This is a genomic window from Blastococcus mobilis (assembly GCF_900188025.1).
Lineage (GTDB): Bacteria > Actinomycetota > Actinomycetes > Mycobacteriales > Geodermatophilaceae > Blastococcus_B > Blastococcus_B mobilis.
Genome location: NZ_FZNO01000084.1, coordinates 1 through 1126 on the forward strand (window position 1 = coordinate 1; position 1126 = coordinate 1126).

Genomic DNA, 1126 nt, shown 5'->3' on the forward strand with positions numbered 1-1126 from the left:
GTTAGCACCTTCGCGAGCGTGGCCCTCGTGCCTGCCCTCACCGATCAGCCACGCCGCACGCCCCGACCGCGCCTACTGGCGGGGGCTCTTAGTGCGTTGGTGCAGGTAGGAGGGGTGAGCGGCAGACGCTGGACGCTGTGGCGATCGGCGTGGCGGCGCGGCCGAGAAGGAAGCTCCCGGTAGGACGGCGATCGACCAAGATCAGATGTCCGGTGCCGGGAGCTTCGATGCCGAAGTCTGCCACCCTTGCCGTTCCCGAGGTCGCATCCACAGCCGCCGAACGCGACGTCTCAGCATCGGTGTCCGCATCGGTGTCGGCGGAGAAGGGGTTGCCGCTGCGGTTGGGGGTGCTGACCGAGCAGATTCCGCCGGCGCTGGTCGATGAGGCGGTGGCCGACGCCGGTCGGCGGGAGCGGCGGTGCCGGCTGTTGCCGGCCCGAGCGGTGGTGTATTTCGTGCTCGGGCTGTGCCTGTTCAGCGGCGCCGATGCCGCCGGCCCGCCGGGGTACCGCGGTGTGCTGCGGTTGCTGACCGGCGGGCTGCGCCAGGCCTGCGGGCTGCGCCTGCCGAGTAGTGCGGCGCTGACCCGGGCCCGCCAACGGCTGGGGGCGGCGCCGCTGCAGGCGCTGTTCGCCCGCGTCCGCGGGCCGCTCGGCGAGGCCGGAACACCAGGGGTGTTCGCGTTCGGCCGCCGGATCGTGGCCTGGGACGGCACCGGCATCGACACCGCCGACACCGCGGCCAACGCCGAGGCCTTCGGCCGCGCCGGAACCAGCCACGTCGGGGTCGCCGGTCATCCGCAGCTGCGGCTGCTGGCGCTGATTGAGTGCGGCACCCACGCGGTCCTCGAGGCCGCCTTCGACGGCTTCCACGCCGCCACCGAACAGGCCCTGGCCCGCCGCGTCCTGGGCGGGCTGCGGCCGGGCATGCTGCTGCTGGCCGACCGGAACTTCCCCGGCCACGAGCTGTGGGGCCTGGCCCTGGGCACCGGCGCGGACCTGGCCTGGCGGATCAAGAAGAACCACGTGTTCGTCCCGGTGCGCCGGCTGGCCGACGGATCGTTCCTGTCGGTCATGGGCACGCCGGCAGAGAACGTCCGCCACGGCCAGGCCCGGGCCGCCGGACG

The 1126-nt window shown here is 73.7% G+C and carries 1 protein-coding gene; it reads left to right on the forward strand.

What is annotated here, in order from left to right:
• Positions 1-227: 227 nt before the first annotated feature.
• On the forward strand, positions 228-1126 hold an 899-nt coding region (locus CHB94_RS24350), incomplete at its 3' end, for a transposase domain-containing protein (RefSeq protein WP_176445749.1).